The sequence below is a fragment of the Microbacterium sp. NPDC055683 genome (assembly GCF_053617895.1).
Genome location: NZ_JBSHGQ010000007.1, coordinates 1 through 23912, shown reverse-complemented (window position 1 = coordinate 23912; position 23912 = coordinate 1). Strand labels below are relative to the sequence as shown.

Annotated in this window: 18 protein-coding genes; 16 read left to right on the top strand and 2 right to left on the bottom strand. The window is 73.6% G+C overall.

What is annotated here, in order from left to right; translation table 11 throughout:
- Positions 1-85: 85 nt before the first annotated feature.
- From ACWGPF_RS04610 to ACWGPF_RS04580, 7 genes are all read left to right on the top strand, one after another.
- Positions 86-2002 carry a BglG family transcription antiterminator gene (locus ACWGPF_RS04610; RefSeq protein WP_452331707.1) on the top strand — a complete coding sequence of 639 codons (1917 nt, stop codon included), beginning with the start codon at positions 86-88 and terminating at the stop codon, positions 2000-2002.
- 207 nt (positions 2003-2209) lie between these two features.
- Positions 2210-3598: an FAD-binding oxidoreductase gene (locus ACWGPF_RS04605; protein ID WP_452331706.1), complete on the top strand. Its 1389-nt coding sequence runs from the start codon at positions 2210-2212 to the stop codon at positions 3596-3598.
- Between the two features lie 43 nt (positions 3599-3641).
- Complete coding sequence (locus ACWGPF_RS04600; RefSeq protein ID WP_452331705.1) at positions 3642-5282, top strand: ABC transporter substrate-binding protein; 1641 nt, start codon at positions 3642-3644, stop codon at positions 5280-5282.
- A 5-nt stretch (positions 5283-5287) separates the two neighbouring features.
- Entirely contained in the window at positions 5288-6307 is a 1020-nt protein-coding gene (locus ACWGPF_RS04595) for an ABC transporter permease (RefSeq protein WP_345442081.1), read from the top strand.
- Complete coding sequence (locus tag ACWGPF_RS04590) at positions 6304-7143, top strand: ABC transporter permease (protein ID WP_452331704.1); 840 nt, start codon at positions 6304-6306, stop codon at positions 7141-7143. The genes ACWGPF_RS04595 and ACWGPF_RS04590 overlap by 4 nt, the downstream gene beginning before the upstream one ends.
- A gap of 34 nt (positions 7144-7177) precedes the next feature.
- On the top strand, positions 7178-8794 hold the full coding sequence (locus tag ACWGPF_RS04585) for a dipeptide ABC transporter ATP-binding protein (RefSeq protein WP_452331703.1): 1617 nt from the start codon (positions 7178-7180) through the stop codon (positions 8792-8794).
- A 15-nt stretch (positions 8795-8809) separates the two neighbouring features.
- Complete coding sequence (locus ACWGPF_RS04580; RefSeq protein WP_452331702.1) at positions 8810-10015, top strand: aminotransferase-like domain-containing protein; 1206 nt, start codon at positions 8810-8812, stop codon at positions 10013-10015.
- Between the two features lie 28 nt (positions 10016-10043).
- On the opposite strand, the gene ACWGPF_RS04575 is transcribed toward ACWGPF_RS04580, so the two are convergent.
- Both ACWGPF_RS04575 and ACWGPF_RS04570 read right to left on the bottom strand, forming a co-directional pair.
- Positions 10044-11699, bottom strand: coding sequence for a phospho-sugar mutase (locus ACWGPF_RS04575; protein ID WP_452331701.1), 1656 nt, complete (start codon positions 11697-11699; stop codon positions 10044-10046).
- Entirely contained in the window at positions 11699-12529 is an 831-nt protein-coding gene (locus ACWGPF_RS04570) for a purine-nucleoside phosphorylase (RefSeq protein WP_452331700.1), read from the bottom strand. Before ACWGPF_RS04570 ends, ACWGPF_RS04575 begins: the two co-directional genes overlap by 1 nt.
- Before the next feature lie 68 nt (positions 12530-12597).
- On the opposite strand from ACWGPF_RS04570, the gene ACWGPF_RS04565 reads away from it, so the two are divergent.
- From ACWGPF_RS04565 to ACWGPF_RS04525, 9 genes are all read left to right on the top strand, one after another.
- A complete protein-coding gene (locus tag ACWGPF_RS04565; protein WP_452331699.1) occupies positions 12598-14037 on the top strand; it encodes an NAD(P)H-quinone dehydrogenase in 1440 nt (479 codons plus the stop codon).
- A 313-nt stretch (positions 14038-14350) separates the two neighbouring features.
- The gene (locus ACWGPF_RS04560) at positions 14351-15472 is read left to right on the top strand and encodes a thiamine pyrophosphate-dependent enzyme (protein ID WP_452331698.1); all 1122 of its coding nucleotides are present in this window, start codon (positions 14351-14353) and stop codon (positions 15470-15472) included.
- Positions 15469-16527, top strand: a complete 1059-nt coding sequence (locus ACWGPF_RS04555) for an alpha-ketoacid dehydrogenase subunit beta (protein ID WP_452331697.1) — start codon at positions 15469-15471, stop codon at positions 16525-16527. Before ACWGPF_RS04560 ends, ACWGPF_RS04555 begins: the two co-directional genes overlap by 4 nt.
- Positions 16524-17807 carry a dihydrolipoamide acetyltransferase family protein gene (locus ACWGPF_RS04550; protein WP_452331696.1) on the top strand — a complete coding sequence of 428 codons (1284 nt, stop codon included), beginning with the start codon at positions 16524-16526 and terminating at the stop codon, positions 17805-17807. Before ACWGPF_RS04555 ends, ACWGPF_RS04550 begins: the two co-directional genes overlap by 4 nt.
- A 15-nt stretch (positions 17808-17822) precedes the next feature.
- A complete protein-coding gene (locus ACWGPF_RS04545; RefSeq protein WP_452331695.1) occupies positions 17823-19430 on the top strand; it encodes a carboxyl transferase domain-containing protein in 1608 nt (535 codons plus the stop codon).
- Between the two features lie 5 nt (positions 19431-19435).
- Positions 19436-21349 (top strand): acetyl/propionyl/methylcrotonyl-CoA carboxylase subunit alpha, encoded by a 1914-nt coding sequence (locus ACWGPF_RS04540; protein ID WP_452331694.1) that lies wholly within the window; start codon positions 19436-19438, stop codon positions 21347-21349.
- Positions 21346-21822 carry a MaoC family dehydratase gene (locus tag ACWGPF_RS04535; RefSeq protein WP_452331693.1) on the top strand — a complete coding sequence of 159 codons (477 nt, stop codon included), beginning with the start codon at positions 21346-21348 and terminating at the stop codon, positions 21820-21822. Before ACWGPF_RS04540 ends, ACWGPF_RS04535 begins: the two co-directional genes overlap by 4 nt.
- On the top strand, positions 21819-22646 hold the full coding sequence (locus ACWGPF_RS04530) for an HpcH/HpaI aldolase/citrate lyase family protein (RefSeq protein WP_452331692.1): 828 nt from the start codon (positions 21819-21821) through the stop codon (positions 22644-22646). The genes ACWGPF_RS04535 and ACWGPF_RS04530 overlap by 4 nt, the downstream gene beginning before the upstream one ends.
- A 57-nt stretch (positions 22647-22703) precedes the next feature.
- Complete coding sequence (locus ACWGPF_RS04525) at positions 22704-23870, top strand: acyl-CoA dehydrogenase family protein (protein WP_452331788.1); 1167 nt, start codon at positions 22704-22706, stop codon at positions 23868-23870.
- Positions 23871-23912: the final 42 nt, after the last annotated feature.

Sequence of the window (23912 nt, the reverse complement as noted above, 5' to 3'; positions counted from 1 at the left end):
AACTGGTCTTTCTTCCGCCCGGGCGGAAAGCCGGCGCGGCCGGAGCGCGTGGTTGACTTGTCGGACGCGTGCGGAGGAGGTGCGGATGTCGCGGCAGCGTCAGGATCGTCTCGTCGCGATCCTCCTCCGCGACGGCGGATGGATGACCGCGGCCGCGCTCTCGGACGTGCTCGGCGTGACGCCCCGCAGCATCCGCTCCTACGTGACGGCCGTCAACGGGCGTGTGCCAGGGCATCCCGTGATCGCGTCGGGCCCCGCGGGCTACCGGGCGCATCCGACGGGGGCGGCGCTTCTGAAGGAGGCGGGCGCCTCGGCTCCCGGGACGCCGCGCGACCGGCTGCACCGGCTCATCCACGCGCTCATCGACGCGGACGACGGCATCGACGTGCACGACACGGCCGCGGCGCTCCACGTGAGCGAGGCGACGCTCGAGGGCGACCTCTCCCGCGTGCGCGCCCTCGTGCGGACGGGCGCCGACCTCGCCCTGGAGCGCACGGGGCCGCGCGTCGTCCTGGCGGGGAGCGAGCTCGCGCGCCGTCGCCTGCTGTCCTCCCTCGCGCACGACGAGATGGACGACGGCGCCTTCGACGTCGAGGCGCTGCGGCGCGTCGTCGGCGCGACGACGGTGTCGGCCGGCGCCTTCGGCCGGTTCAAGGGCGAGCTCGCCGCCGAGCTCGGCGCCCTCGGCTACTTCGTCAACGAGTTCGCCGTCGCCGACGCGGCGCTGCACGCCTCCATCGCCGTCGACAGGGCGCTCCAGGGGCGCTCGCTGGACGCCGTCCGCGGCGATCCGGAGGCAGAGCACGAACGCCTGGCCGAGGTCGTCGGCAGGCTCGCGGAGTCCGCTTTCGGCGTCGCGCTGGGCCGCGGCGACCGCCTGCACCTCGCGTCCCTCCTGCTCACCCGTGTCGTCGTGCCGGGCACCGCTCAGGCGGGAGCCGGCGGGATCGACCCCGCCGTGGAGTCCGCCGTGCGCGCCGCGGTCTCGCGCGTCTCCCGCGAGTACCTCGTGGCGCTCGACGGCGAGGAGTTCGCGCTCCGGCTCGCGCTGCACGTGCAGAACCTCGCGCTGCGCGCCAGGGAGCAGGCGTGGTCGCGCAATCCGCTGACGCGGTCGATCAAGGCCACCTACCCGATGATCTTCGAGGTCGCGGTATCGATCGCGGGAGACCTCTCCGAGAGGCTCGGCATGGCCATCCGCGACGACGAGATCGCCTACATCGCGATGCACGTCGGCGGCGAGCTCGAGCGCGCCCGCGCGGGCGGCACGCGTCTCACGGCGACGATCGTCTGCCCCGGCTACTACGAGCTGCACGAGCTGCTGCGCTCGAGCATCGCCCGGTCGCTCGGCGGCGCCGTCGAGGTCGTCGAGGTCGTGACCCGCGTCGACCCCGACTGGCGCGGGATCGACAGCGACCTCGTGCTCACAACGATCGAGCCGCCGACGCCGTCGGAGCGCATCGTGCGCATCCGGCCCTTCCTCACGGAGGCCGACGTCGACCGCGTGCAGCAGGCGGCAGCCCGGCTGCGTCGCGCCCGCCGCCTCGCGCGGCTGCGCACGGAGCTGGAGCGCTACTTCGACGCGGAGACGTTCGTGCGCGGCATCGAGGGAGACGAGGAGTCCGTCATCCGGCGACTGGGCGCGCTCCTCGTCGAGCGCGGCGTCATCGACGACGGCTACGTCGACGGCGCCATCGAGCGAGAGCGGATGTCGTCGACCGCCTTCACGGACGCGCTCGCCGTCCCCCACGCCATGCGCATGACGGCCCGCCGCACCGCCATCGCGATCGGCATCGCGGAGTCGCCGATCGCGTGGGGCGACTCGCGCGTGCAGGTGGTCGCGTTCGCGGCGTTCAGCGAGAGCGACCGCGAGGCGTTCCAGACCGTCTTCGAGCAGTTCGTCGAGGTGTTCGGTGAGCGCGACGACGTGCAGCGGATCATCCGCCGCGGCACCGACTTCGCCGGCTTCCTCGACGAGCTCGTCGCGATCATCGGCAGCTGAGCCGCGTCAGCGGCGTCCAGCGAGCTGCTTCCGGTCGTCGAGCGAGTGGAGCGTGTCGGCACGCCGGGGCCGCCGCGCGTCCTCGCTGCGCGGCCGGGGGGCAACACCGCCCGACGCACCGCGACGCATCCTGAAACGCGGCGACACACACGGCAACCGCGTGACACGCGCGTTGGAGTGCGCCGGGCGCCCTGCCACAGTCGCCCCATGACCATCCTCACCGCCGACGCGATCGGAACGCTCCTCGAGGCCCTGCGCGCCGCACGGGTTCGCGTCGAGGCCCCCGGCGCCGGCACGGCGCCCTACGCGCATGACGCGGGCACGCGCGCGTCCGCTCCCGACTCCGGGCCGGCCGTCGCGTTCCCCGCGAGCGCGGCGGAGGTGCAGGCCGTCGTGCGGGCGGCGGCGTCCGCGCGGATCGCGATCATCCCTCGCGGAGCGGGATCGGGCCTCTCGGGCGGCGCTGTCGCCGCGCCCGATCAGCTCGTCGTCTCGACCGAGCGGCTCACGCGCATCGTCGAGATCGCGCCGGCCGACGAGATCGCGGTCGTCGAGCCCGGCGTCATCAACGCCGACCTCAACGCGGCGCTCGCCCCGTACGGCCTGTTCTACGCCCCCGACCCCGCCAGCTACGCCATCTCGTCGATCGGCGGGAACATCGCCACGAACGCGGGCGGCCTGCGGTGCGCGAAGTACGGCGTCACGCGCGAGTCGATCCTCGCCCTCGACGTCGTGCTGCCGGACGGCGAGCTCGTGTCCATCGGCCACCGCTCGCTCAAGGGCGTCACGGGCTACGACCTCGTGTCGCTCCTCACGGGCTCGGAGGGCACGCTCGGCATCGTCGTCTCGGCGACCGTGCGCACACGGCCGCTTCCCGTCGCCCGTCGCACGCTGAGCGCGTTCTTCCCGTCGACCGCCGAGGGCGCCGCCGCGCTCGGCGCCATCACGGCGTCGCGCGTGCGCCCCGCCGTCGTCGAGTTCCTCGACGAGCCGAGCCTCGACGCCATCGACCGGCACAGCGGCACCTCGCTGCGCGCACGCGGGGCGGCGCTCGTCCTCGTCGAGCTCGACGGCTTCGGCATCGACGAGCAGACCGCCGAGCTGAGCGCGGCCCTCCGCGCCGCAGGCGGCATCGTCACGGCCGAGTCGGAGGAGGACGCCGCCGTGCTGTGGGAGCTGCGCCGCAGCGGTCGCGGGCTCCGCGAGGGGGAGTGGTTCGTCGGAGGCGACGTCGCCGTTCCGAAGTCGCGGCTGCCCGAGGTCTACGCAGCGTTCGCGGAGATCGAGCGCGCCCACGGCGTGCGCATCGCCGCCGTGGCGCACGCGGGCGACGGCAACCTGCACCCCGTCGTGACGCGTGCCATCCCCGCGGGCGGCGACCCCGCCCATCCCGACGCCGCCCTGCACGACGCGCTCGAGGACATCGCGCGTCTCGCGCTCTCCCTCGGCGGCACCGTCACGGGCGAGCACGGCATCGGCCGGGTGAAGCGCGAACTCGCGGCGCTCGAGCTGCCGCCGCGCGTCGTCGCCCTGCACCGCGCCCTCAAGGACGCCCTCGACCCCCACGCCCTGCTGAACCCCGGCACGGCCTTCTGACCCCTCCCACAGGCTCCACCCCACCCGAAGGAACCGCACGATCATGACCCGCCGCCTCCCGCGCGCGCTCGCCGCCGGCATCGGCCTCGCCGCAGCCGCCTCGCTCCTCGCCGGCTGCGCCGGTGCCGCCGACCAGTCCGCCTCCGCCGGCGCCGACTCGAAGGAGGGCGGCGACATCGTCTTCCTCATCGACTCGCTCGGCGACAGCTGGATCCCCAACAACAGCTCGATCTCGAGCTTCCAGGGCCACATCTGGGGGCACGTGACGGACAAGCTCGTGTACGTCGACGAGGCGGGCGAGGTCAGCCCGTGGGTCGCCGAGAGCTGGGAGCAGAACGACGACGCGACCGAGTTCACGCTCCACCTGCGCGACGACGTGACGTTCTCCGACGGCACGCCGCTCGACGCCGAGGCGGTCGTGGCGAACCTCGACAGCTGGGCGCTCGGCGATCCCGAGAACGGGATCAACCCGATCGGGCTCTTCCCCAAGACGTACGAGCACGCGGAGGCCGTGGACGACACGACCGTCGCGGTGTCGTTCGACGCCCCGACGCTGGGGTTCATCCCGACGCTCGGCTACCACGGCTCGATCCTGCTCTCGCCCGAGACGCTCGCGCTGCCGGCGGAGGAGCAGGCCGACCTCTCGAACGACGTCGGCAGCGGGCCGTTCATCGTGGAGTCGTGGAAGGAGGGCGACAGCGTCGTCCTCGTCAAGCGCGACGACTACGACTGGGGCCCCGAGGCGCTCGCGCACGACGGCCCGGCCTACCTCGACTCGGTGACGTACAAGCTCGTCTCGGAGTCGTCCACGCGCTCGGGCGCCATCGCGTCGAACCAGGCCGACGTCGCCTACAACATCCCGCCGCAGGAGCTCGGCGGCCTCGCCGACCAGGGCTTCGTCGTCTCGACCCCGCGCTACCTCGGCTTCGTCAACGGATACCGGCTGAACGCGTCGGTCGCCCCCTTCGACGACACGCTCGTGCGCCAGGCGTTCCAGCACGGCATCGACCGCGACGAGATCCTCTCCACCGTGTACACCGAGGACTGGGAGGCGGCGGAGTCGTTCATCCAGAGCAACGTGCCGGAGGCGACCGACCACTCCGACGCGTTCGCGTACGACCCCGAGCTCGCCGCGCAGCTGCTCGACGACGCGGGATGGACCGAGGGCGCCGACGGCGTCCGCGAGAAGGACGGCGAGCGCCTCTCGCTCACGCTGTACCCGAATCCGTACCTCGTCACGAGCGAGGCGATCGACGAGCTCGTCGCGCAGCAGCTCGCGGCGATCGGCTTCGACGTGTCGATCGAGGCGTACGACGTCGTGACATTCGGCGAGAAGGTGTCGGGCAACACGAGCCTGTCGAACTACGAGGTCACGCGCAGCTTCATCGACGTCGGCACGGTCGCGTCCATCCTGACCGACGCCGAGAACGGCGAGAACTGGTTCGGCGTCGGAGAGACCGACGAGACCCTCAACGGCCTCCGCGACGGCATCGCCCAGGCGACCGACCTCGACACCCGCGCGGCGCTCGTCGACGAGCTGCAGCAGTACGTCCTCGAGCAGGCGTACTTCGCGCCCCTCACGCAGATCGTGCAGCGCATCTACGTGCAGAACCCCGCGCTCCAGGGCGTGACGTACAACGGCGTCGCCTACGCGAACTTCTTCACCGCCTGGCTCGAGGGGTGACGGCCGTGAACCGCGCGTACCTGGCCTACGCGGGGCGCCGCCTCGCCCAGGCCGCCGCCGTGGTCGTCCTCGCCTACGTGTTCACGTTCATCGTGATCAGCGTGCTGCCGGGCGACCCCGTCACCAACACCCTCCGCAACCCCGAGAACGGGTTCAGCGAGGAGGAGATCGCGCGGATCACGGCCTACTACGGACTCGACCAGCCCGTGTGGGTGCAGCTGTGGCAGTCGCTCTCGCGGTTCCTCGTGGGGGACCTCGGCATCTCGATGCGGTCGAACCTGCCCGTGTCGCGGCTCATCGCCGAGGTCCTCCCCTCGACCCTCGTGCTCGCGGGCACGGCCCTGCTCGTCGCCGTGGTGCTCGCCCTCGCCATCGCCTACGGCACGCAGCGGCTGCCCCGCCGTTACGGGCAGGGCGTGCTGCGCGCGTTCCCCTCGCTGTTCCTCTCGATCCCGAACTTCGTCATCGGCCTCCTGCTCATCCAGGTCTTCGCCTTCCAGCTCGGGGTCTTCCGCATCATCGACCCCGAGGGGGCGTGGGCGACGTTCTTCGCGGCCGTCGCGCTCGGCATCCCCGTGTCGGCGCAGATCGCCGAGGTGCTCATCGCGGGCCTCGACCACGAGGCCCGGCAGGAGTACGCCACGGTGGCGAGGGCGCGCGGGCTCGCGCAGGCGCCGCTCTTCCTGAAGCACCTGCTCCGCCCGTCGTCGCTCCCCGTCGTCACCGTGCTCGCGCTGACCGTGGGCGAACTTCTCGGCGGGGCGCTCATCACCGAGACGATCTTCGGGCGCACGGGGATCGGGAGCCTCGTGCAGCGCTCGGTGTCGACACAGGATCTGCCCGCGCTGCAGGCGATCGTGTCGCTCGCCGCCGTCGTGTTCGTCGTCGTCAACCTGCTCGCCGACCTCGTCTACCCCCTGCTCGACCCGCGCGTGAAGCTCGTCGGCCCCGCGGCCCGCCGCGCGACGACGGCCGACGACCGCGCCGCCGAGCCCGCTCCTCGTCAGGAGGCGCTCGTCCCATGACCGCCATCAGCCTCACCCGCCCCGCGCTCGACGTGCGCGCGCTGGCGACGCGCGTGCCCGTGACCGTGGTGCTGTCGTTCGCCGTCATCGCCGTCGTGCTCGCGTGGTCGCTCGCACCCGCGCTGTTCGCCCCGCAGGATCCCGTCAACGGAGTGCCGGCCGACAAGCTGCTCGCCCCGAGCGCCGCGCACTGGTTCGGCACCGACCACCTCGGTCGCGACGTGTTCTCCCGCGTCGTGCACGGCACCGCGTCGTCGGTGTCGAGCGCCCTCGTCGCGGTCGTCATCGGCGTCGTCGTCGGCGGCGCCATCGGCCTCGTCGCCGGCTTCGCGGGCCGCTGGGTCGACGTCGTCCTCGGCCGCATCGTCGACGTGCTCCTGGCGATCCCGAGCTTCCTCCTCGCGGTCGTCATAGTGAGCTCGCTCGGCTTCCAGACGATCAACGCCGCGATCGCCACGGGCGTCTCGGCGGTCGCGGTGTTCGCCCGCGTCATGCGCGCGGAGGTCATCCGCACGAAGGAGTCCGTGTTCGTCGAGGCGTCGGCGCTGCAGGGCGGCACGCCGCTGCAGGTGCTCGTGGGGCACGTGCTGCCCAACGCGTCGCGCTCTGTGCTCACCCTCGCCGTGCTGCAGTTCGGCCTGTCGATCCTCGTCATCGCCGGACTCGCCTTCCTCGGCTACGGCGACCCGCCCCCGGCATCCGACTGGGGTCTCCTCGTCTCCGCAGGCAAGGACTACGCGACCGCCCCGTGGCTCGTCGCCGCCCCCGGCGCCGTCATCGTCCTGACCGTGCTGTCGGTCAACCGCATCAGCCGCTGGCTGAGGAGGACCGCATGACCGCCTCCCACCCGCCCCGCGAACGGAGCACCTCATGACCGCGCCGCTCCTCAGCGTCGACTCGCTGTCGGTGTCGTACGGACGCACCGAGGTCGTCCACGACGTCTCCTTCGACCTCGCTGCAGGCCGGACCCTGGCGCTCATCGGCGAATCGGGATCCGGCAAGTCGACCATCGCCCGGTCGGTGCTGAGGCTCCTCCCCGCCGACTCCGCGCGCGTGCGGGGGAGCGTCGTCCTCGACGGCCGCGAGATCCTCGCGCTCCCCGAGCGACGGTTCCGTCCGCTGCGCGGCCGCACCCTGGGCTTCGTGCCGCAGGACCCGGCGCACGCGCTCAACCCCGTCCGCACGATCGGCTCGCAGGCGCACGAGGCCGCCGCGCTGCTCGACGGAGCGGATGGCGACGCCCGCCGGGACCGCATCGTCCGCACGTTCGCGCGCGTCGGTCTGGACGACCCGGAGCGGATCCTGCGCTCCTACCCGCACCAGCTCTCCGGCGGCATGCTGCAGCGCGTGCTCATCGGTCTGGCCGTCCTCCCCGAGCCCTCGCTCATCGTGGCCGACGAGCCGACCAGTGCCCTCGACGTCACCATCCAGAAGCGCATCCTCGACCTCCTCGGAGAGCTGCGGTCGTCGCTCGGCGTCGGCCTCCTCCTCATCACGCACGACCTCGCCATCGCGGCCGAGCGGGCCGACGAGCTCGTCGTCCTGAAGGACGGCGCCGTGCAGGAGGCCGGCCCCGCGCGGGCCGTGTTCGCCGCCCCCTCGTCGGCGTACGCGCGCGATCTGCAGGCCGACGTGCCGGCGCTGCACCCGCATCGCTACGACGCGCTGCGCGCGGCTCGGACGACGGGCGGCGAGCCGCGGATCGCGGTGCGCGGCGTCACGAAGCGCTTCGTGGTCGACGGCAGGCCGTTCACGGCCGTCGACGACGTGTCGTTCGAGGTCGCCGCCGGGACGACGCACGCGCTCGTGGGCGAGTCGGGATCGGGGAAGACGACCGCGGTCCGCCTGCTCCTCGGGCTCGAGCAGCCCGACGCCGGGGAGGTGGTCGTCGCGGGCGAGCGAGTGGACGGCCGCGCATCGGGGGAGCTGCGGACGGCCCGTCGCCAGCTGCAGCTCGTCTACCAGAACCCGTTCACCTCGCTCGATCCGACCTGGCGGATCGACCGCATCGTGCGGGAGCCGCTCGACCGGTACGCGGTCGGCAGCCGGGCCGAGCGCGGCGCGGCCGTCGCCGACGCGCTGACCTCGGTCGGCCTCGGCGCGCACCTCGCCCGGCGCCGGCCATCCGACCTCTCGGGCGGCCAGCGCCAGCGTGTCGCGATCGCCCGGTCGCTCGTGCTGCGCCCTGACGTCATCGTGCTCGACGAGCCCACATCCGCCCTCGACGTCAGCGTGCAGGCCGAGATCCTCGACGTGCTCGTCCGCCTCCAGGCCGAGCGCGGGCTCACCTACCTCTTCGTCTCGCACGACCTCGCGCTCGTGCGCCAGATCGCCGACACCGTCACCGTGCTGCAGCGGGGCCGCGTCGTCGAGGAGGGCGCCGCGGCCGATGTGCTCGACACGCCGACCGAGCCGTACACGCGCGCGCTCGTCGACGCCATCCCCGACCCGTCCGCCCATCGCGGCGCCCTCGCCGGCGCCGTCTGACCGCAGGGAGCATCCATGACCATCCCCACAGCGCTCGTCGAGCGCCGCCGCCCCGAACTCGTCCGCGCGTTCACCGTGCCGAAGGGCTTCGGAGACCAGACCCTGCGCGATCGCCGGGCCGACGCCATCGAGCTGCTCGGAGGCATCCCCGATGCCGGCGCGCTGCCGACGGACGAGATCGCGGCCGCGACGGCGCGCGTGCTCGCGGAGCCGGGCGTGCCCGCCCTGCAGTACTCGCGGACGGCGGGCATCCCCGCCCTCCGCTCCTGGATCGCGGCGCGCGAAGGCGTCGCGGAGGAGCGCGTGCTCGTCACGAACGGCGGATTCCACGGGCTGGCGCTGGCCATCCAGGCGCTCCTCGAGCGCGGCGACCTCATCGCCGTCGACAACCCGATCTTCCCGCTGTTCCTGCGGGGAGCCGAGCTGTCGGACGCGCGCATCCTGCCGGTCCCCGTCACGGCGCAGGGGATCGACGTCGCGCACCTCGCCGCCCTGCTGGAGGCGGGGGAGCGGCCAGCGGCGCTGTACACCGTCCCCGACTTCCACAACCCGTCGCAGGGCACCCTGCCGGCCGAGCAGCGCGTCGAGCTCGTGCGGCTGGCGGAGCACTACGGATTCCTCGTGCTCGCCGACAACCCCTACCGCGAGCTGCGCTTCCGCGGCGAGAACGTGAGCGCGGAGCCCTTCAACACGTCGAGCCACGTCGTGCACGTCAACACGTTCACGAAGACCCTCGGCCCCGGTCTCCGGCTCGGATGGCTCGTGCTGCCGGAGGACCTCGCCGTCGACGTCGCGGCGCTGCGCGCGCGGCAGGACTCGCACAGCTCGACGTTCGTGCAGGCGGTCATCGCCGAACTGCTCACGAGCGATCCCGGCATCTTCGACGCGACGCTCGACCGTGCGCGGGCGCTGTACCGCGAGCGGTCGGACGCGTTCTCCGCGGCTCTCGAGGCGGAGGCGCCCGGCGTGTTCGAGATCACGCCGCCCGAGGGCGGGCTCTTCCTCTGGCCGCGTCTCGCCGACGACGCCATCGACGCCGACCGGCTCGCCGACGATGCGAGCGCGGAGGGCGTCGAATACCAGCGCGGGTCGTTCTTCCCGTCTGGCCCCGGCACGGGCGCCGATCGCCACCTGCGCTTCGCCTTCGGCGACAAGCCCGTCGCCGTGCTGCAGGAGGCGGCGGCGCGTCTCGGCCGGGCCGTCCGCCGGCAGACGGCGTAGCGCCCGGTGCTCGACCGGTCGGGAAGCGTCAGCTCCCCGCCCGGTCGAGCACGTCGCGCACGGCCGCGTCGAGCGCGGCGAGGCGGGATGCCGCGTCGTCCGCCGTCTCGCCGCGCACGTCGAGATACGCCTTCAGCTTCGGCTCCGTGCCGCTCGGGCGCACGATCACCCGCGAGCCGTCGGCGAGCGCGTACCGCAGGATGTCGCCAGCCGGGCCGCCGTCGGCGGGGTGCAGCAGGTCCTCCGTGCGGGTGACATCGATGCCGCCGAACGCGCGCGGCGGCTCCGCCCGCAGCCCCGCCATGATGCGGGCGATGACGGCGACGTCGTCGACACGCAGCGACACCTGCCCGCTCGCGTCGTGGCCGATCTCGGCCGTCAGCTCGTCGAGGAGCCCTGCGATCGTCGTGCCGCGCCCGCGCGCCTCGGCCGCGAGCCCGAGGACGGCGACCGCGGCGGAGATGCCGTCCTTGTCGCGCACCGTGCCGGGGTTCACCAGGTAGCCGAGCGCCTCCTCGAACCCGTACACGAGGCCGGGCGCGCGCGAGATCCACTTGAAGCCCGTGAGGGTCGTGTGGAAGCCGAGGCCGTAGCGCTCCGCGATCGCGCCGAGCCCCGGCGACGAGACGAGCGAGCATGCGAGCGAGGCACCGGGCCGGCCAGCGGCCGCGCGCGCCGCACGGAGCCCCAGGAGCAGGCCGATCTCGTTCCCCGTCAGCCGCCGCCATCCGTCCGCCGTCGGGATGCCCACGGCGAGCCGGTCGGCATCCGGATCGTTCGCGAGGACGAACTCCGCATCGGAGGCCGCCGCCGTCTCGAACGCGAGATCCATCGCGCCCGGCTCCTCCGGGTTCGGGAACGCCACGGTCGGGAACGCACCGTCCGGGGCGATCTGCGCCTCGACGAGCGCGGGCGCCGGGTACCCCGCGCGGTCGACGATGGCCGAGAGGGTCTCCCATCCGACGCCGTGCATCGCCGTGTACGCCCAGCGCATGCCGTCGGCCGAGGCGGGGGCGGGAGCGACGGCGGCCGTCGCGATCTCGTACGCCGCGACGACGGACTCGTCGGCGATCTCGTACGCCCCGGAACGGGGGAGGTCGGGCACCGCACGCTCGTCGGCGATGCGCTGGATGTGCGCGGCGATCTCGCGGTCGGCCGGCGACACGATCTGCGCCCCCTCATCGGCGCCGCCGAGGTAGACCTTGTACCCGTTGTCATCGGGAGGGTTGTGGCTCGCGGTCACCATCACGCCGGCGTCGGCGCCGAGGTGGCGAACGGCGAACGCGAGCACGGGCGTGGGCAGGAGCCGGGGGAGGAGGATGGCCTCGAGGCCCGCACCCGCGAACAGCTCGGCCGAGTCGCGGGCGAACACCTCGGAGTTCCGGCGGCCGTCGTAGCCGATGACGACCGTCGGCGTGCCGTCGACGTGCTCCGAGAGGTAAGCGGCGAACCCGGCCGCGGCCTGCGCGACGAGCACGCGGTTCATCCGGAGGGGCCCCGCCCCGAGGCGGCCGCGCAGCCCGGCCGTGCCGAAGGCGAGCCGCCCGTCGAACCGGGTGCCGAGCTCGGCCGACGCGGTGTCGTCGCCCGCCTCCGCCGCGCGCACGAGCTCCTCCAGCTCGCGTCGCGTGACGGGGTCGGGATCCTGCGCCAGCCAGGCGCGCGCCTGCGCGAGGGCGTCCATCACAGCTTCCCGACCACCTCGGCGAGGAGCGCGGAGATGCGGCCCTCGGCCATCCGACCTGCCTCGATGACCTCGGCATGGCTGAGCGGGTCGGGCGAGATGCCCGCCGCGAGGTTGGTGATGAGCGAGAAGCCGAGCACCTCCATGCCGGCCTGGCGTGCCGCGATGGCCTCGAGGGCCGTCGACATGCCGACGATGTGGCCGCCGATCGCCTTCGCCATCTGCACCTCGGCCGGTGTCTCGTAGTGCGGCCCGCGGAACTGGCAGTACACGCCCTCGTCGAGCGACGGGTCGACCGACCGGGCGATGTCGCGCAGGCGGCGCGAGTAGAGGTCGGTGAGGTCGATGAACGTCGCCCCTTCGAGCGGCGAGTCGGCCGTGAGGTTGATGTGGTCGCTGAGGAGAACGGGCTGCCCTGCCGTCCAGGTGTCCTTGATGCCGCCGGCGCCGTTCGTGAGGACCATGGTCTTCGCCCCGGCGGCGGCCGCCGTGCGGACGCTGTGCACGACACGGCGCACACCGTGGCCCTCGTAGTAGTGCGTGCGCGCGCCGATGACGAGGACGCTGCGCCCCGACGGCGTCCGGACGCTCCGGAGGGTGCCGACGTGGCCCTCCAGGGCGGGCTTCGAGAAGCCCGTGACGTCCGTCGCCGGAATGGTCGCGATCGTCTCGCCGATGAGCTCGGCCGCCTTGCCCCATCCGCTTCCGAGCGTGACGGCGACGTCGTGGCGCTCCACGCCGGTGAGGCGTGCGATGTCGGCGGCCGCGGCGCTCGCGACCTCGAAGGGATCGGCGGGCGGGTCGAGGGGGTGGGCGCCGTGCTCTGTCATGGCACGAGCATAACGACGGCGCCTCCGCGCCGGTCGTGCCCTCTCCAGGGAAGGAGGACAATGGGGGCATGGCCTTTGATTTCGAGCGGACGCAGCGGATCGCGATTCTGGGAGGCGGCCCGGGCGGCTACGAGGCGGCGCTCGCGGGCGCGCAGCTCGGCGCCGACGTCACCCTCGTGGAGTCGACGGGCGTGGGCGGGTCCGCCGTGCTCACCGACGTCGTCCCCTCCAAGACCCTCATCGCGACGGCGGACGCCGCCCAGTCGATCGCCGACGCGGGTGAGCTGGGCGTGCAGTTCTACGCGAAGGGGGGCGACGGCAAGCCACTCAAGCCCGAGGTCGCGATCAACCTGCTCGCGATCAACAAGCGGCTCCTGGCGCTGGCCGGCCAGCAGTCCGAGGACATGCGAGCCCAGCTCATCGAGGCGGGCGTGAAGATCATCTCGGGCCACGGGCGGCTCGAGGGCGACGAGGCCATCGTGGTGTCGACGGGTCCCGGCGGCACCGACTTCGACCGTGTCGAGGCCGACACCATCATCGTCTCGGTCGGCGCGTCGCCGCGCGAGCTGCCGTCCGCGAAGCCCGACGGCGCGCGCATCCTCACCTGGAAGCAGCTGTACGACATCCCCGCCGTGCCCGAGCACCTCATCGTCGTCGGATCGGGCGTCACGGGCGCCGAGTTCGCCTCGGCGTACATGAACCTCGGCGCGAAGGTGACGCTCGTCTCGAGCCGCGACCAGGTCCTCCCCGGCGAGGACCAGGACGCCGCGAAGGTGCTCGAGAAGGTCTTCACGCGCGGCGGGATGGCGCTGCTCGCCAAGTCGCGCGCCGAGTCGGTCGAGAACACGGGCGACGGCGTCGTCGTCACCCTCTCGGACGGCCGCACCGTCGAGGGATCGCACTGCCTCATGGCGGTCGGGTCGGTGCCCAACACGCAGGGCATCGGGCTCGAGGGCGCGGGCGTGCAGACCGACGAGGGCGGGCGCATCCGGATCAACAAGGTCGGCCGCACGTCGGTCCCGAACGTGTACGCGGTCGGCGACTGCACGACGATGATGCCGCTCGCGTCGGTCGCATCGATGCTCGGACGGACGGCCGTCTTCCACGCCATGGGCGATGTCGCCATCCCGTTCGACACCCACAAGATCGCGGCGAACATCTTCACGAGCCCCGAGATCGCGACGGTCGGATGGACGCAGCCCGCCGTGGACGAGGGCGCCGTGAGCGCCGAGGTGCACAAGCTGCCGCTCGCCTCCAATGCGCGCGCGAAGATGATGGGCGTCAAGGACGGCTTCGTGAAGCTCTACGCGCGTCAGGGCTCCGGCACGATCGTCGGCGGCGTCATCGTCGCGCCCCGGGCATCCGAGCTCATCTACCCGATCTCGATCGCCGTCGAGCGCCGACTGACGGTCGATCAGGTCGCACGCGTGTTCGCCGCGTACCCGTCGCTCGCCGGATCCATCACCGACGCCGCCCGCGCCCTGCACCACGTCGACCTGCGCGGGTAGCGCTCGCACGGCGGAGTCGACGGGTCCCGACGGTGTCACCTGTCGCCAACGGATATCCGCTTGCCGAGACCGCACGGGATTCAGCGGAATCAGGTGGCTTCTGGTCCAACGGATATCCGTTGGACGAGAGGAACGCGGAGAGAAGGGGGCGAGAGCGAGGGGGAGTTGAGCAATCTGCGTCGTGGCGGATGATCCCGTTGCTCGGTCTGCTCGGGGAGCGTAGCGTGTGGCCTGTCCACACCAGGACGGCACCGTCCCCACCCGGGACGACCGGGCGCCCACGAAGCGCCGCGCGAACGAGGAGGTTCCGCGTATGTCGATCGCCATCCCCGCTCCCCGGAGCGAGCTCGTCGAGGGGCTCGAATCCCCCCTCCGCCTGATCTCCCCCGACGGCTCCCGCCGATCCGAGCCGCTCCTCGATCCGCACCTGGGCGACGTCGACGAGACGGTGCTCACCGACCTCTACGTCGACATGGCCGTCGTCCGCCGCCTCGACGAGGAGGCGTTCGCCCTCACCCGTCAGGGCGAGCTCGTGCTCTGGCCGCCGTTGCGCGGGCAGGAGGCCGCGCAGGTGGGTGCCGCTCGCGCCATCCGCGACGACGACTTCGTCTTCGGCTCGTACCGCGAGCACGCCTTCGCGCTGCTGCGCGGCGTCGACCTCGGCGAGATGCTGTCGGTGTGGCGCGGCGCGGCGCTGTCAGGATGGGATCCGCTCGTCCACCGGCTCGCCCCCTCGCAGATCATCATCGGCGCCCAGACGCTCCACGCCACCGGCTACGCGATGGCCGCCCGCCGCGCGGGAGGCGACGACATCGCGCTCGCCTGCTTCGGCGACGGAGCCACGAGCGAGGGCGACGTCAACGAGGCGATGGTCTTCGCGAGCTCGTTCCGCGCGCCCGTCGTCCTCCTCTGCCAGAACAACCAGTACGCCATCTCCGAACCCGTGCGCGTGCAGTCCGCGACCCCGCTCGCGCTGCGTGCGACGGGGTTCGGCATCCCCGCCCTCCGCGTCGACGGGAACGACGTCCTCGCCGTCCGCGCCGCCGTCCGCCTGGCCGCCGAGCGCGCCCGCTCCGGCGAGGGGCCGTCGTTCGTCGAGGCCGTCACCTACCGGATGGGCCCGCACACGACGACCGACGACCCCAGCCGCTACCGCGACGACGCCGAGGTGGCGGCGTGGCGCGCCACGGACCCGCTCGATCGCCTCGAGCGTCACCTTGCGCGCATCGGCGCCCCCGTCGACCGGATCCGCGAGGAGGCGGGCATCCGATGCGATGCGCTCGCCGCGCGTCTGCGGGACGCCGTCGTCCGCGCCGGGGCTCCTGCCCCCGAGACGCTGTTCGATCACGTGCTGACCGCGCCGACACGACGGCTCGAGCGCCAGCGCGCCGAGCACCTCGCCTTCGCCGCGAGCGTGGAGGGCGGCGCGCGATGACCGAGGAGACTCTGGCGCCCGAGACCCTGGCGCCCGAGACGCTGGCGCCCGAGACCCTGACCCTGGGCGCCGCGATCGGCCGCGCGCTCGGCGACGCCCTCGACGCCGACCCGGATGTCGTCCTCCTCGGCGAGGACATCGGACGGCTCGGCGGCGTGTTCCGCGTCACCGACGGGTTGCAGGCGCACTTCGGCGCCGACCGCGTCATCGACACGCCGCTCGCCGAGGCCGCGATCGTCGGCACTGCGGTGGGGATGGCCTACCGCGGTGCGCGCCCCGTCGTCGAGATCCAGTTCGACGGATTCGTGTTCCCTGCGCTCGACCAGGTCGTCGCCCAGGTGGCGCGGCTGCACTACCGCACGCGCGGACGCGTGCGGATGCCGCTCACCATCCGGATGCCCTACGGCGGCGGCATCGGCTCCGTCGAGCACCACGCGGAGTCGCCCGAGGCCTACTTCGCCCACACGCCGGGCATCCGGGTCGTGACGGCCTCGAGCGCCCAGGAGGCGTATTCGACGCTGCGCGCCGCGATCGCGAGCGACGACCCCGTGCTCTTCCTCGAGCCGAAGGCACGCTACTGGGCCAAGGGAGAGGTCGACGTCGACGCGACCGCCGACCTCGACACCGCCCGCGTGCTGGTCCCCGGGCGCGATGCCACGCTCGCCGTGTACGGGCCGCTCGTCCAGACCGCGCTCGACGCGGCGGCCGCCGCCCGCGAGGAGGGCATCGAGATCGAGGTGATCGACCTCCGATCGATCTCCCCGCTCGACGTCGACGCCGTGGTCGCGAGCGTGGAGCGCACGGGCCGTCTCGTCGTCGCGCATGAGGCGCCGGCCGAGGCGTCCGTCTCGAGCGAGCTCGTCGCGTGCGTCGCCGAGCGCGCGTTCGCCGCGCTGGAGGCTCCGCCCGAGCGCGTGACGGGATACGACACGCCCTACCCACCGTCTGCGCTCGAGCAGCACTACCTCCCCGGCCTCGATCGCATCCTCGACGCGGTCGACCGCGCGCTCGGCCGCCGCTCGTCGCGCTCGCTGCCCGCAGGAGGCGCACGATGAGCATCGTGTTCCGCCTGCCGGACCTCGGAGAGGGCCTCACGGAGAGCGAGATCGTGAGCTGGAAGGTCGCGGAAGGCGACCAGGTCGCGCTCAACCAGGTCATCGCGGAGGTCGAGACCGCGAAGGCGGTCGTCGACCTCCCCAGCCCGTACGCCGGGACCATCCGCCGTCTGCACGCGGCGGAGGGCGACACCGTCGAGGTGGGCGCCCCGCTCGTCGAGTACGAGCCGGCGGCGCCCGGCACCGATCCGGCCGCGCCAGCGGCGGCGCCCGCGTCCGAGGCCCGCGCGCACGAGGACGAGCCCGACACCGAGCAGCAGCCGGAGCCGGGGTCGCAGCCTGAGCCCGAGCGCGTGCCGGTGCTCGTCGGCTCCGTCGCGGTCGCGGGAGAGAAGCGCGCCGTGCGCGCCCCCCGGACGTTCCCGCAGCCGCCGTTCGTGCGCGAGGACCGCTCCGCCGCCCGTGCCTACCCTCCCGTGCGGCGGCTCGCGAAGGAGCGCGGGATCGACCTCGCGGCCGTCGTCGCGACGGGGGAGGGCGGGGTCGTCACGCGCGCCGACCTCGACCGCGCGGTGCGCGGGCCCGCGGCGGCCCCCGGCCCCCGCCGTGAGAAGGCGACGGGCCTGCGCCGCCAGACCGCGAAGACCATGACGGCGGCGCTCACCGTGCCGCAGGCGGCGTGCTTCCTGCAGGTCGACGTCACCGAGACGCTGCGCCTCGTGCGCGATCTCGCCGACGAGCAGGGAGCGCCGACCCTGCTCTCCCTCGTGGCGCGCGCGGTCGTGCTGGCCGTGCCGCGCACGCCGGGCGTCAACGCCGCCTACCTGCCCGAGACGGACGAGATCGAGTTCCGCCCGGCGGTGAACCTCGGGATCGCCGTCGCCGCCGACCGCGGGCTCCTCGTCGCGAGCGTCGACGACGCCGGCCGCCTCGACGCGGGGGCGCTCGCCGCCGCGATCGCCCGGTGCGCCGCCGAGGCCCGTGCCGGCACCATCGGGATGGCCGCGCTGACGTCCGCGACGCTCACGCTCTCGAACGTGGGCGTGTTCGGCGTCGACGGCGGCATCCCCCTCCTCGCCCCCGGGCAGTCGGCGATCATCGCGCTCGGCGCCGTCCGCCGCATGCCGTGGGAGCACGAGGGCGGGGTCGCGCTGCGCGACGTGCTCACCGTCACCGTGACGTTCGACCACCGCGTCGTCGACGGGCGCGAGGCGAGCGGATTCCTCCGGGACGTCGGCCGGATGCTGGAGCGACCGGGGCTCGCGCTCGCGCGCGGGTGACGACGGGAGGGCGCCATGGATCGGCTCACGACGGCGGTCGACGCGACGGGCGAGGAGGGTGCGCGGCGCGCAGCCGCGCTCGCCGCCCTCGTCGAGGATCTGCGCTCGCGCCTCCACGCGGCGGCGCGGGGAGGCCCGGAACGCGCGCGGCAGCGGCACGTCGCGCGCGGCAAGCTGCTGCCGCGCGATCGGATCGACCGCCTGCTCGACGCGGGCAGCCCGTTCCTCGAGCTGTCTCCCCTCGCCGCCGGCGGCGTCTACGACGACGAGGCGCCCGCCGCCGGCATCCTCACCGGCATCGGGCTGGTCTGCGGGCGGCGCTGCATGATCATCGCCAACGACGCGACGGTCAAGGGCGGGACGTACTTCCCGCTCACCGTGAAGAAGCACCTGCGCGCGCAGGAGATCGCGCGCGAGAACCGTCTGCCGTGCATCAGCCTCGTCGACTCGGGCGGCGCCTTCCTCCCCCTCCAGGACGAGGTGTTCCCCGACCGCGAGCACTTCGGGCGCATCTTCTACCACCAGGCCGTGATGAGCGCCGATGGCATCCCGCAGATCGCGTGCGTGATGGGATCGTCGACGGCGGGAGGGGCCTACGTCCCCGCCATGAGCGACGAGACCGTCATCGTCGCGGCACAGGGCACCATCTTCCTCGGAGGGCCGCCCCTCGTGCGCGCGGCGACGGGCGAGGTCGTCACGGCGGAGGACCTCGGCGGCGGCGAGATGCACACCACCGTGTCGGGCGTCGCCGACCACCTCGCGGACTCCGACGACCACGCGCTCGGCATCGTGCGCGACATCGTGTCCACCCTGCCTCCGAGCCTCGCGCCGCCGTGGGAGACCGTGGCCGCCGAGGAGCCGCTCGTCGACCCGGCCACACTGGGCGCCGCGCTTCCCGTCGACCTCCAGACCCCCTACGACGTGCGGGAGATCATCGCGCGGCTCGTCGACGGCAGCGCGTTCCACGAGTTCAAGACCGGGTTCGGCGCGACGCTCGTCACGGGCTTCGCGCGCCTGCACGGCCATCCCGTCGGGATCGTCGCGAACAACGGCGTGCTGTTCTCCGAGAGCGCGCAGAAGGGAGCCCACTTCGTCGAGCTCTGCGATCAGCGGGGCGTCCCCCTCGTCTTCCTGCAGAACATCACCGGCTTCATGGTGGGGTCCGAGTACGAGCGCGGGGGCATCGCCAAGCACGGCGCGAAGATGGTGACGGCCGTCTCGTGCGCGCGCGTGCCGAAGCTCACGGTGGTCGTGGGCGGCTCGTTCGGCGCAGGAACCTACTCCATGTGCGGACGGGCGTTCGATCCGCGCTTCCTGTGGCTGTGGCCCACGGCACGCGTCTCCGTCATGGGCGGCCCCCAGGCCGCGAGCGTCCTCTCCACCGTCAAGCGCGAGCAGATCGAGGCGGATGGCGGAGCGTGGTCGGACGAGGAGCAGGCCGCGTTCGAGGCCCCCATCCGGGAGCGGTACGAGCGGCAGGGGTCGCCGTACTACTCCACCGCCCGGCTGTGGGACGACGGTGTGATCGACCCCGCCGACACGCGCCGCGTGCTCGGGCTCGCGCTCGACGTCGTGGGGCAGGCGCCGCTCCCCGGCATCCGGCACGGCGTCTTCCGGATGTGATCGCCGTGTTCCACAGGGTCCTGATCGCCAACCGCGGCGAGATCGCGGTGCGCATCATCCGCACGCTCGATCGACTGGGCGTGGAATCGGTCGCCGTGTTCTCCGACGCCGACGCCGACGCGCCGCACGTCCGCGCGGCGACGACGGCCATCCGCATCGGGCCGGCCGACGCGCGCCGGTCGTACCTCGACGGTGCGGCCGTCATCGGCGCCGCGCTCGCCGCCGGCGCGCAGGCGGTGCACCCCGGCTACGGCTTCCTCTCCGAGAACGCCGACTTCGCCCGGGCGTGCGCCGAGGCGGGGCTCGTGTTCGTCGGCCCGCCGGCTCCCGCCATCGAGACGATGGGCGACAAGATCCGCGCACGCGCGGCGGTGGAGGCGCGCGGGGTCGCCACCGTGCCCGGCATCGCGCGGCCGGGGCTCTCCGACACCGACCTCGTCGCGGGCGCCGTCGAGGTCGGCTACCCCGTGCTCGTGAAGCCGTCGGCGGGCGGGGGCGGCAAGGGGATGCACCGGGTCGACCGCGCGGACGACCTGCCCGCGGCGCTCGCGCAGGCGCGCCGCGAGGCGGCGGCGGCGTTCGGCGACGACGCGCTGTTCGTGGAGCGGTTCGTCGCCGAGCCCCGGCACATCGAGGTGCAGGTGCTCGCCGACGCGCACGGCGCCGTCATCCACCTCGGCGAGCGCGAATGCTCGCTGCAGCGCCGGCATCAGAAGATCGTCGAGGAGGCTCCGAGCCCCCTGCTCGACCCGGAGCAGCGGGCGGCCATCGGGCGCGCCGCCTGCGAGACGGCGCGTGCCGTAGGCTACACGGGCGTCGGGACGGTCGAGTTCATCGTGTCGGCCTCCCGCCCCGACGAGCCGTTCTTCATGGAGATGAACACGCGCCTGCAGGTCGAGCACGCCGTCACCGAGCTCGTCACGGGCATCGACCTCGTGGAGCAGCAGCTGCGTGTCGCGGCGGGGGAGCCGCTCGCCCTCACGCAGGAGGGCATCCGGCTCGCGGGTCACGCCATCGAGGCGCGCGTGTACGCGGAGGACCCCTCGAACGGGTTCCTGCCCACGGGCGGGCGCCTGCTCGACGTGCGGTGGCCCGCTGACGTCCGCGTCGACGCGGGGGTGGCAGCGGGATCGCTCGTCGGCGCGCACTACGACCCGATGATCGCCAAGGTCGTCGCCCACGGCGCGACGCGCGCGGACGCGCTCGCCGCCCTGCAGCAGGCGCTCTCCGCGACGCGGCTCCCCGGCGTGACGACGAACATCCGCTTCCTCCGCCGGCTGCTCGACCTGCCCGCCGTCGTGGCGGGCGATCTCGACACGGGACTCGTCGACCGCGCGGTGCCGGCGCTCTCGGCCGATCCCGTCCCCGACGCCGCCTTCGCCGCGTGCGCCGTGCACGAGGTCCCCTCCGGCCACGGCGCCTGGCGCGCCGACGGATGGCGTCTCGCGGGTGCACGGGGAGCGGTGCTCCGCTACGCGGACGACGACGGCGAGGCCGTCGTCACGGTGCGGGAGCGCGACGTCGTCGTGGAGCGGGCGGGATCGCGCGCCGTCGTGCCGCGCGCGGAACTCGCCGACCTCGAGGTGCGTGCCGCCGAGGACGGCGCGACGCTCTGGGTGTCGGGTGCGGCCGGCGACCGCGCGATCTCGCGCCCCGCCCTCGTCCGCCGGGCACGCCGGGCGTCGTCTCCCGAGCTCGTCTCGCCCATGCCGGGCTCCGTCGTCGCCGTGCACGTCGCCGACGGGGACGAGGTCGCCGCGGGCGACGCCGTCGCGAGCGTCGAGGCGATGAAGATGGAGCACGTGCTGCGCGCGCCCGTCGCGGGCGTGGTGCGCCTCCTGACGGTCGTCGGTGCGGCCGTCGTCCGAGGACAGCGGCTCGCCGTCGTCGAGCCCCCGACGGAGGAGGAACGGCCATGACCGGAGAGCGGAGGATCACGCAGCGCGGACTGTGGCTCGACGAGTTCGAGATCGGCGTCGTCTACGAGCACCGCCCTGGCCGCACGATCACGGAGGCCGACGACGTGCTGTTCACGACGCTCACGATGAACACGCAGGCGCTGCATCTCGACGCGCACTGGGCCGCGCAGACGGAGTTCGGCGAGCGGCTCGTGAACTCCATGCTCACGCTCGCCACGATCGTCGGGATGTCGACGGGACAGCTCACGAACGGCACGATCGTCGCGAACCTCGGGTTCTCGTCCGTCGAGTTCCCCGCGCCCATGCGGCACGGCGACACGCTGTACGGCGAGACGAGCGTCGTCGACATCCGGCCGTCGCGCTCCCGCCCCGGCCAGGGCGTCGTGACCCTCGAGCACACGGGCCGCAACCAGGACGGCGTCGTCGTGGCGAGGGCCGTCCGCGCCGTCCTCATGCAGGGCAGGCCCGCATGAGCACCGTCCTCGGTCCCGCCCTGCTGTTCTGCCCCGGCGACCGCGCCGACCGCTTCGAGAAGGCCGCCGAGCGCGCCGACGCCGTCGTCCTCGACCTGGAGGACGCCGTCGCCCCGGGGGCGAAGGACGCCGCGCGCGCGGCCGTCGCCGCCTCCGCGCTCGACCCCGACCGCACGATCGTCCGGGTGTGCGACGCGCGGTCCGGGCGCCTGGCCGCCGACCTCGCAGCCGTCCGACGCTCGCCCTACCGCACCGTCATGCTCGCGAAGACGGAGAGCCCCGCCGACGTCGACACCGTCGACGACGACCTCGACGTCGTCGCCCTGTGCGAGACCGCCGCCGGCGTCGTGCACGCCGCCGCGATCGCAACGCACCCCCGGGTCGTCGCGCTGATGTGGGGCGCGGAGGACCTCGTCGCGTCGCTCGGCGGCACCTCGAGCCGCACGCCCGGCGGCGCCTACCGCGCCGTCGCGGTGCACGCCCGGTCCGCGGTCCTCCTCGCCGCGGGAGCCGCCCGCAAGGCCGCGATCGACGCGGTCCGGCTCGACATCGACGACATCGAGGGCTGCCGGACGGAGGCGGAGGACGCGGCCGCGAGCGGCTTCGCGGCGAAGGCCGCCATCCATCCCGCGCACGCCGCGGCCATCCGCTCGGCCTTCGCCCCGCCGCCCGACGACGTCGCCTGGGCGCGCGCCGTGCTCGCCGCGGCGGAGGGCCGCGGCGCCTTCCGCCTCGACGGCCGGATGGTCGACGAGCCGGTCTTGAGACACGCGCGCGGCATCCTCGCGCGCGCCCGCAGCGGCGCCACGAGCGCCGCACCGTGAAAGGAGACGACGATGTCGATCATCACGCCCACCCGCACGCCCGTTCCCGGCACGGACATGCTCGCCCCCGATCTGCAGGAGCTCGCGCGCCGTGTGCGCGACTTCGCCGACGAGGTCGTCGCGCCCGCCGCCTACGCCTACGACACCGAGCGGCGCCTTCCCGTCGAGATCATCCGGGAGATGGGCCGGATGGGACTCTTCGGCCTCCCGCTGCCGGAGGAGTACGGAGGGCAGGGACTGTCGTACCTCCACCTGTGCGTCGCCGTCGAGCAGCTCGCGCGCGTCGACCAGTCGATCGCCGTGACGCTCGAGGCGGGCGTCGGCCTCGGGGCGATGCCGATCCACCGCTTCGGCACCGAGGAGCAGCGCCGCGCGCACCTGCCTGCCCTCGCGCGCGGTGAGGGGCTCGCGGCCTTCGGGCTCACCGAGGCGGAGGCGGGGTCGGACGCCGGGGGCACGAGGACGACCGCCGTGCTCTCGGACGGCTGGTGGACGATCGACGGGACGAAGCAGTTCATCACGAACTCGGGGTCTCCGCTCACCCGCATCGTGACCGTCACCGCCGTGACGGGCGAGCGCGTCGACGACGACGGCGCCCGGCGGCCCGAGCTGTCGACGATCATCGTTCCCGTCCCGACGCCGGGGTTCACGGCGCTGCCCGCCTACGACAAGGTCGGATGGCACACGTCCGACACGCACCCGCTCGTCTTCGAGGGGGTGCGCGTCCCCGAGGGCAACCTGCTCGGCGAGCGCGGACGCGGGTTCGCGAACTTCCTCAGCGTGCTCGACGAGGGCCGTGTCGCGTTCGCCGCGCTCTGCGTCGGCGTCGCCCAGGGCTGCCTCGAACAGGCGGTGCTGCACGCGCGACGGCGCGTGGTCTTCGGCCGCCCGATCGGCGACAACCAGCACATCGCGTTCACGATCGCGCGCATGCAGGCGAGGGTTGCGTCGGCGCGCGCGGTCATGCACGAGGCCGCACGGCGCATCGACCTCGGCATGCCCTTCACGACCGAGGCGTCGCTCGCGAAGCTCGTCGCCTCGGAGGCCGCCGTCGCGAACGCGGGCGATGCGACGCAGATCTGGGGCGGGTACGGGTTCATGAACGAGAACCCGGTCGCCCGGCACTACCGCGACGCGCGCGTGCTCACCCTCGGCGAGGGATCGACGGAGGTGCAGCTGGGCGTCATCGCGCGCAGCCTCGGCTTTGCGCGCGCCTTCGGCTGACGCAGGCGGAGACGCCGCGAGCCGGCCCCGGATCCCGGGACC